This window comes from Lichenibacterium minor, assembly GCF_004137685.1.
Lineage (GTDB): Bacteria > Pseudomonadota > Alphaproteobacteria > Rhizobiales > Beijerinckiaceae > Lichenihabitans > Lichenihabitans minor.
Genome location: NZ_QYBB01000003.1, coordinates 243,644 through 252,065, shown reverse-complemented (window position 1 = coordinate 252,065; position 8,422 = coordinate 243,644). Strand labels below are relative to the sequence as shown.

Genomic DNA, 8,422 nt, shown 5'->3' with positions numbered 1-8,422 from the left:
TGCCATCCGCCTCACGCTGCGAGGCCAGCCAATCGCCGTGCCGGCCTGAACGGCAGCACGACCTCGTGAGCAATTACGTCGGAACGCAAGGCTGTCGAGTTCTGGATGAAGCGATGGGGCGTGACGCAGGACCAGCTGACGGCGGCGCATCGGAAGGTCGGTCGGTTGACGAAGGATATTGCCGCCGAGTTGGGCAAGAAGCGGTAGCGCTGTTGTCGTTCAGGCTGCGTCGCGCACATCCTAGTACACTGATGCAGACAGATGGTGCGCCGTCCTATGGGCTCTCATTGAGGCGATCCCTTGTACCTTCTGAATGGATCGATGCACTAGCCAGCGGCGGTGAGGTCGTTACGGTACCCTTCGGGTTTGAAAGGCGTGAACGCCCTTTGGATGGCGGCTCACAGGTCATGGACGGAACGGGCCGCCGCCGACCACAACGGTGCTCTGGGCTTGGCGAAGGCGCTATCAATGCGGTTGAAGTCGGGGCTAGAGGCGAGACGGCAGCGCGGGTGCGATCCCGCCGCCTCCATCGCCGACCGTATGCCGGGCGCCTCGTGGGCGGCGAGGTTGTCCATGACGACCGCGTCAACCGGCGTGAGCGCAGGCACGAGGGCGTCGGCGACATAGGACAGGAACCGCGCCCCATTGGTGGCTCCGCCCATGAGGGGGACCGCGACGGGGACGCTCGCTCTCGGAGCCTGTTCGAGTGGCCTTGCTGGCCGAATCTGCTTTTCGCGACTGATGGTCGAGGCTGGTCGGTATGCGCAAAGGTGGAGCGGGGAGTCCGTACATGCGGCGCTTGGCAACGTGCAGGACCGGGACTGTCGGGAAGTGCCCACGACAGGCGAGGCAGATCGTTCGGGCCTTCGCCTATGCCTGCTCGACGGTGCGTTCGCGGCATCATCGTCGCGCCGCCGAGCGTGATCAGGAAGCCAGGGGCTTCAAGCCGATCTTCGCGAGGTGACCGGGGGCGCGTCCCTGCGGGTGCCCTCCGGCGTACGGGCGCTCTCCTGGTCGACCGGGCCGGGATCATCGAAGTCCCCGCGGGACGCTCGGCCGGCGTCGCCGCGAGGGCGAGCCTCGAAGCTCCCGTCGATCCCAGGCCAGCCGCGGTGATGACGGCATGAACCACTCGGGCAGGCCCTGAGCGAGGGGCGGCGGTCGTATCGGATCAGCGCCGCCCCCGTCCCTTCCGCCAGTTGCTCACCCCCGGGTCGGGCTTCTCCGGCCGCACGAAGCCGTCGGCCGCGGCCGGCGCTTCCTCGCGCCCTGGCCCCATCTCGTTGAGCCCGGGCTTGCGCGCCCGCCCCGCGCCGGCGCGTGCGTCGGCACCGCCCCGCGCCGGCCCCGCCTCGCCGCCCCCGAGATTGTGCGGCCCCATGTCGGCGTCGCGCGGCTTTCGCGGCCCGCCCGCCGCGGCGGAGCGCGCCATCGCGGCCCCGCGCGCGCTCCCCGACGGCACCGCCCCCGCGCGCCCGGCGCTCGACCGTCCCGTCCCGGCCGGCAGGTTCGCGGCGCTGCCGTAAGAGCGCTCGCCCGCGTACCGCCCCGCTTCGCGCTCCACGTCGGCCTGGCGCGCCATCGGGTCGGCGCCGATCATCAGGTCGGTGGCTTCCAGCCGCTTCAGCTCGTCGCGGAGGCGGGCCGCCTCCTCGAACTCGAGGTTCGCCGCCGCCGAGCGCATGCGCTTCTCGATGTCCGCGATGGCGGCCTTGAGGTTGTGGCCCATCAGGGCCTCGGGCGCCGCCATGCCGGTGTCCACCGTGACGTGGTCGGCCTCGTAGACGCTCTGCAGGATGTCCGAGATGCCGCGCTTGATGGTGGCGGGCGTGATGCCGTGCTCGGTGTTGTAGGCCTCCTGCCGGGCGCGGCGGCGCTTGGTTTCCGCCATGGCGCGCTCCATCGAGCCCGTCACGTTGTCGGCGTAGAGCACCACCTTGCCCTCGACGTTGCGGGCCGCGCGGCCGATCGTCTGGATCAGCGACGTTTCGGAGCGCAGGAAACCCTCCTTGTCGGCGTCGAGGATGCCCACGAAGGCGCATTCCGGGATGTCGAGCCCTTCGCGCAGCAGGTTGATGCCGACCAGCACGTCGAAGGTGCCGAGGCGCAGGTCGCGGATGATCTCGATGCGCTCGATCGTGTCGATGTCCGAGTGCATGTAGCGGACCTTCACGTTGTTGTCGTGGAGGTACTCGGTCAGGTCCTCGGCCATGCGCTTGGTCAGCACGGTGACGAGGCAGCGGAAGCCCTTGGCGGCGGTGTCGCGGATCTCGCCCAGCACGTCGTCGACCTGGGTGCGGGCGGGGCGGACTTCGACGGGCGGGTCGATCAGCCCCGTCGGGCGGATCACCTGCTCGACGAAGACGCCCTGCGCCCGCTCGATCTCCCACGGCCCCGGCGTCGCCGAAACGTGCACGGTCTGGGGCCGCATGGCGTCCCATTCCTCGAAGCGCAGCGGCCGGTTGTCGAGGCAGGAGGGCAGGCGGAAGCCGTATTCCGCCAGCGTCGCCTTGCGGCGGAAGTCGCCCTTGTACATGCCGCCGATCTGCGGGACCGTGACGTGGCTCTCGTCGGTGAACACCAGGGCATTGTCGGGCAGGTATTCGAACAGCGTCGGCGGTGGCTCGCCCGGCTGGCGCCCGGTGAGGTAGCGCGAATAGTTCTCGATGCCCTGGCACACGCCCGTGGCTTCCAGCATCTCGAGGTCGAACAGCGTGCGCTGTTCCAGCCGCTGCGCTTCCAGGAGCCTCCCTTGAGCGAACAACTGCTCCAGCCGCTCCTTCAGCTCGGCCTTGATGGCCTTGATGCTCTGGATCAGGGTCGGCCGCGGCGTCACGTAATGCGAGTTGGCATAGACCTTGGCGAACTTGAGGTCGTTGGTCTTCTTGCCGGTGAGCGGGTCGAACTCCTGAATGGATTCGATCTCGTCGCCGAAGAAGGAGAAACGCCAGCCGCGGTCCTCGTAATGGGCCGGGAACAGCTCCACCGTGTCTCCGCGGACGCGAAAGTTGCCGCGGGTGAAGTCGGGCGTGCGCTTGTATTGCAGCGCCACGAGGTCGGCGATGAGCTGGCGCTGGTCGATCTTGTCGCCGACGCTCACCGTGAACGTCATGGCGGTGTAGGTTTCCACCGAGCCGATGCCGTAGATGCAGGACACGGAGGCGACGATGATGACGTCGTCGCGCTCCAGCAGCGACCGGGTGGCGGCGTGGCGCATCCGGTCGATCTGCTCGTTGATCGTCGATTCCTTCTCGATGTAGGTGTCCGACCGCGGCACGTAGGCCTCCGGCTGGTAGTAGTCGTAGTAGGAAACGAAGTATTCCACCGCGTTGTCGGGGAAGAAGCTCTTGAACTCGCCGTAGAGCTGGGCCGCCAGGGTCTTGTTGGGGGCGAGGATGAGGGCGGGGCGGTTGGTTTCGGCGATTACCTGCGCCATGGTGAACGTCTTGCCCGAGCCCGTGACGCCGAGGAGCACCTGGTCGCGCTCGGACCCCTTCACGCCGGCCACCAGCTCGCGGATGGCGGTCGGCTGGTCGCCCTTCGGCTCGTATTCGCTCTGGATCTTGAAGGTGATGCCGCCTTCCGACTTGTCGGGCCGGGCGGGGCGGTGCGGCACCCAGGGGCGGGCGTTGAGGCGCACGTCGCCGCTCTTCAGCAGGCGCTCCAGCACGTCCGCCGTGGCGGCGGCGCCCGTCACGCCGCGGGCGAGCTGGATCGTCCCGCCGCCGTCGCCCTGTCCCTGGGGGGCGGGAGCCGGCTCGAACCGCGCCTGCGGGGCTTCGGCGAAGCCGCCCCGCGTGGCGTCGCGGTCCGCCACGGCGGCGGGGGCGCGGGGTTCGTTGAGGGCGGGGTTCAGCAGGGCGGCGAGGTGCTCGTCGAGCGGCACGAGGTCCGGCCGGCCCGCCTTGGGGGCGGCGCCGCGGCGGGCCGGCTTGGCGCCGGGCGCCGCGGCGTCGGGCTTGGCCGCCGACGTCGCGACGGCCTTGGGCCGGCCCGGCTTGCGGGCGGGGGCTTCGATCGTGTCGGCGGTCGTGCGGCTCTTCGGCATGGGTCGAATATGGGGCCGGCGGGGCGGGCTGCAAAGCCTGCGCGGCCGGCCGCGACGCGCGCGGCCCGGGCCCTCACGGCACGGGCGCCACCCCGTCGGCCACCCGCAGGCCGCGCATCCGTTCGCGCGCCAGCACGACGAGCCCCGAGGCGACGATCACGGCCGCGCCCAGGACCACGCTCGGCCCCGGGACGTCGCCCCACACCGCGTAGCCCATCAGTGCCGCCCACACGATCGAGGCATATTGGAAGGGCGCCAGGAGCGACGCCGGCGCCAGCGCCAGCGCGCGGGTGATGCACACGAAGCAGCTCATCGACACGGCGCCCACCAGGGCCATCAGGCCGAAGTCGGCGGCGGAGGGCGCCACCCAGCCGGTCGGCAGCATCGCCGCGCCGAAGAGGCCCGTGCCGAGGTACTGCCAGGCCGTCAGCGTCAGCCAGTCGGTGCGGCGCAGCCGCCGCGTGACCGCGATGGACCCCGCGAAGGCGGTGGCGCCCAGGATCGCCACCAGGGCCGGCGCCGAGAAGGACGCGCCGGACGGGCGCAGGGCCACGACGACGCCGAGGAACCCGACGCCCACCGCGCTCCAGCGGAACCGCCCCACCGGCTCGCCCAGGGCGAGGGCGGACAGCGCCGTGATGATCAGCGGCGCCGCCAGGTAGAAGCACATCACGTCGGCCAGCGGCAGGGCGCGGCTGGCGAAGTAGAAGGCGAAGCTGTCCACCACCGCGCAGGCGATGCGCAGCGCGTGCGGCCGCCACTGGTCGCGGATGTCGAGGTCGGGCCGCCGCCACAGCACCAGCGGCACCAGGACGGCCGCGGCGCCGATGCTGCGCAGCGCCAACACTTCCGGCACGCCGTAGGGGCCCACCAGCCACTTCCCGAGCGCGTCGTTGACGGCGAAGAGCAGCACCCCGAGCGAATACAGCGCGATGCCGGCGCCGTGCCCCCTCAATGCCCCGTCGCCCGCGCGGCCCCGCCGTCGCGCGACGGCCCGGCCACCGGCACCGGCATGAAGTTGCGTGACAGGGAATGGTAGACGCCGTGCGGATGGACGCTCTTCGACACCGCGTTGGCGATGATGGCGCAGATCATGATGGGGATCACGAGGCCGTGGTTCTGGGTCATCTCGTCGACGATGACGAAGGAGGTGATGGGCGCCTGCACGACGCCCGACAGGTAGCTCACCATGCCGAGGATCGTCAGCACGCCGATCGGCGTCATCGGCAGCAGCCCGTGCAGGTCGGCCGCCAGCCCCGCGCCGACCGCGAGCGACGGCGCGAAGATGCCGCCCGGGATGCCGCTGATCGAGGACAGCACGGTGGCGAGGAACTTCATCGGCCCGAAGCTCGCGGGCAGGGACGAAGTGCCGTAGAGGATGGCCTTGGCCTGGTCGTAGCCGGTGCCGAAGACGCTGTTGGCCGCGCCGGCGCCGCACAGCGCCACGCCGAGCCCGCACAGCGCCGCGAACAGCACCGGCCGTGCCTTGATGGCGGCCCCCACGGCCCCGGGGAAGCCGCGCCCGGCCGCGATGAGGATGCGGCTGAAGATGCCGCCGAACAGCCCGCCCGCCGCCGCGATGACCGGCACCGCCAACCATTCGGCGCCGAAGGGCATCTCGTCCGCGGTGACGCCGAAATAGGTGTAGTTCTTCACCAGGGCCAGCGAGGTGAGGCCGGCCGCGATGACGGTGCCGAGGATGAGGCCGCTGGTGCGCTCCTCGAAGGAGCGGCTCATCTCCTCGATGCCGAAGATGATGCCGGCGAGCGGCGCGTTGAAGGCCGCCGCGATGCCGGCGGCCGAGCCGGCGATGAGCAGCCCCGGCTGCCGGTGCGGCGCCAGCCGGCCCAGCGCGTACATGACCGAAGCGCCGACCTGCACGGTGGGGCCTTCGCGCCCCGTCGAAGCCCCGCAGGCGAGGCCGAGCAGCAGGAGCAGGATTTTGCCGAAGGCGACCTTCAGGCTGACCAGCGGCTGGCGCTGCGCCGGATCGGCGATCTGGTGGGCGGCGATCACCTGCGGGATGCCGCTGCCGCCCGAGTTGGGGAAATAGCGCCGCGCCAGCCACGCCGACAAGGCGAAGCCGAGCGGCGTCACCAGGAAGGGCGCGGAGGGGGCGCGGTCGGCGGCGGCGGCGAAGAGCGCCTGGGCCTTGTCGGCCAGCAGCGCCATCGCGACCGCGAGCCCGCCCACCGCGATGCCGCCGAACAGGAAGAAGGAGCGCCGCCGGACGCGTGGCAGCCAGATGCGCAGGGCGCGGAGGCGGAGGCTGCGCCGGAACGTGCGGCGGCGGCGAGGGGGGAGCGGCATCCGTCCCGTATCGGGGATTCGCCCCGCCGTCACAACCCCGGGCGGAAGCGTCGGGCGGGGTCGAGGGCGATTGGGCTTCGGCGGCGGCACGTCGCGCCCCGTCGCGCCTCACCCCGATCCCGTCACCGCCGCCGTCGTCCGCGACGGCTTCGGCCGCGTGGGTTCTCGACGGGACCCCGTCGTGGGGCTTCGGCGCCCGGCGGGTCCGGTCGCGGATCGAGGCCCGGGCGGCGTGGCAGGCGGGCGGATCGGCGGTCTCGCGCGGCCGCCGTCAGATGAAGGCCGACGACAGGACCGGCGCTTCGTCGAGCGCGTGGGCGATGACGTCGAGGGCATGGGCGACGTCGTCGCGGTTCGCCAGCCCGCCGAGGCAGATCCGCACCGCTTCGGGCGCCGCGCCCGCCGCCACGAAGGGGTCGCTCGCCACGACGCCGATGCCGGTCGAGCGCACCTGCGACGCGAAGGCGGAGCGGGTCCAGGGGTCCGGCAGGCGCATCCAGACGTGGAACCCGTGCGGGTCGGCCTCCACCCGCGCCGCCGGCAGGGCGGCCACGGCCAGCCGCTGACGGGCGATCGACTCCGCGCGCACGAAGCCCAGGACGGCGTCGGCCGTCCCGTCCGTGATCCAGCGGGTGGCGAGGGCGGCGGTGATCGGCGACGCCATCACGGTGGCGGCGCGCAGGCTGGCGGCGACGGGCAGGGCGGTGCGGGCGCTCGGCGCCACCAGGTAGGCGATGCGCAGGCCGGCGCCGAGGCACTTGGACAGCCCCGCGACGTGGTACGTGGTTTCCGGCGCCAGGGCGGCGAAGGGCGGGGGCGAGGACGGCGGCAGCACCCCGTAGGCGTCGTCCTCGACGATCGCCACAGCATAGCGCCGCGCCACCTCGACGATGGCGTCCCGCCGCGCGCGCGACACCGTCTGGGTGGTGGGGTTGAGCAGCGTGGGGTTCAGGTAGAGCGCCTTCGGGCGGTGCTTGGCGCAGGTGGCCGCGAAGGCCGCGGCGTCGATGCCCTCGCGGTCCGTCGGCAGGCCGATCAGCTCCAGCCCGAGATGCGCCGCGATGGACCGCGCCCCGGGATAGGTCAAAGCTTCGCAGCACACCGCGTCGCCGGGGCGGCACAGCGTCGACAGCACCGCGAGCAGCGCGCTGTGGGCCCCGGGGCACACCAGCAGCCGGTTCGCCGCCGGCGCGAGCCCCCGGCGCGCCAGCCAGGCGAGCGCGGCCTCGCGGTCCTCCCGCGCCCCGCCGAAGCCCTGGTAGCGCAGCAGGTTCGTCAGGTCGGCCGACACCGCCGCCAAGCCGTCGCGCATGCGCCCGAGCAGGTCCGGGTCGTCGGGCTCGGGCGGCAGGTTCATGGAGAAGTCGACGAGGGCCGGCCGCCGGGGGCCGCCGGCGGCGTCGCGCCCCCGCGTGCCGGCGGGCGGGCCCGCCACCACCGTGCCCTGGCCGACCCGCGACGCGATCAGCCCCCGCCGCTGCGCTTCCACGTAGCCGCGGGCCACCGTGGAAAAGTTGAGCCCCAGCGCGTCCGCCAGGCGGCGCTGCGGCGGCAGCCGGTCGCTCGGCGACAAGCGTCCGCTCCCGATGTCGTCCGCGATGGCGTCGGCGATGGCGCGGTAATGCGGCCGGCCGAACTTGGCGAGGTCGGGCGTCCAAAGGGTCATGGGCGAGCCTGCACGGTCCTGATCCCGTCCTGCGGTCAATTGCAGCATTGATCGCAAGTTTCGCGCCGCAGCCGCACGGTTCGCGCGCGAGCCCGCATCCCCGACCGCGTTTCCGCCCGGGCGCCCCGTGGCAAAGGGCGCGCCGATCGACGGTCGCCCCGGCGGCGGGGCGGCGGCGAAGACTGTGCCTGTTCTTTCCGCACGCCCAAGGGGTGGCCTTCGCGTGGAGAATCACCGGGCATCCGCGCTGAAAACATCGCCAGTCGTCGCGCGATATTGACCGGTCGATTGACTGTATTTCGAGGCTCGGCTGTCGGCGCCGGTGCGGGCGGGGGGCGGTGGCACGGCGCTTGCGAACATCCTTGGTCGAACCGCAGCGCTTCGCCGGTTCGTGTCCG

General features: G+C 72.2%; 6 protein-coding genes. 1 reads left to right on the top strand and 5 read right to left on the bottom strand.

Features of this window, described 5'->3' with window-relative positions; all coding sequences use genetic code 11:
- Nucleotides 1-72: 72 nt before the first annotated feature.
- Entirely contained in the window at nt 73-207 is a 135-nt protein-coding gene (locus D3273_RS29590; protein ID WP_281011210.1) for a DUF3606 domain-containing protein, read from the top strand.
- A gap of 191 nt (nt 208-398) precedes the next feature.
- Here D3273_RS29590 and D3273_RS05250 read toward each other — a convergent pair whose 3' ends face one another.
- The 5 genes from D3273_RS05250 to D3273_RS05230 form a co-directional block, all read right to left on the bottom strand.
- Complete coding sequence (locus tag D3273_RS05250; RefSeq protein WP_129224201.1) at nt 399-662, bottom strand: hypothetical protein; 264 nt, start codon at nt 660-662, stop codon at nt 399-401.
- Between the two features lie 509 nt (nt 663-1,171).
- A complete protein-coding gene (gene uvrB / locus D3273_RS05245) occupies nt 1,172-4,048 on the bottom strand; it encodes an excinuclease ABC subunit UvrB (RefSeq protein ID WP_129224199.1) in 2,877 nt (958 codons plus the stop codon).
- 73 nt (nt 4,049-4,121) lie between these two features.
- Entirely contained in the window at nt 4,122-5,003 is an 882-nt protein-coding gene (locus D3273_RS28100) for a DMT family transporter (RefSeq protein WP_165359379.1), read from the bottom strand.
- Nucleotides 5,000-6,358: a chloride channel protein gene (locus tag D3273_RS05235; RefSeq protein ID WP_129224195.1), complete on the bottom strand. Its 1,359-nt coding sequence runs from the start codon at nt 6,356-6,358 to the stop codon at nt 5,000-5,002. The genes D3273_RS28100 and D3273_RS05235 overlap by 4 nt, the downstream gene beginning before the upstream one ends.
- A gap of 271 nt (nt 6,359-6,629) precedes the next feature.
- Nucleotides 6,630-8,024: an aminotransferase-like domain-containing protein gene (locus D3273_RS05230; RefSeq protein ID WP_129224193.1), complete on the bottom strand. Its 1,395-nt coding sequence runs from the start codon at nt 8,022-8,024 to the stop codon at nt 6,630-6,632.
- Nucleotides 8,025-8,422 lie beyond the last annotated feature (398 nt).

What these genes read in the sequence shown, in the direction of transcription:
- D3273_RS05230 (WP_129224193.1), bottom strand. Translation starts at nt 8,024, where the DNA reads ATGACCCTTTGGACGCCCGACCTCGCCAAGTTCGGCCGGCCGCATTAC.
- uvrB (WP_129224199.1), bottom strand. Translation starts at nt 4,048, where the DNA reads ATGCCGAAGAGCCGCACGACCGCCGACACGATCGAAGCCCCCGCCCGC.
- D3273_RS05250 (WP_129224201.1), bottom strand. Translation starts at nt 662, where the DNA reads ATGGGCGGAGCCACCAATGGGGCGCGGTTCCTGTCCTATGTCGCCGAC.
- D3273_RS05235 (WP_129224195.1), bottom strand. Translation starts at nt 6,358, where the DNA reads ATGCCGCTCCCCCCTCGCCGCCGCCGCACGTTCCGGCGCAGCCTCCGC.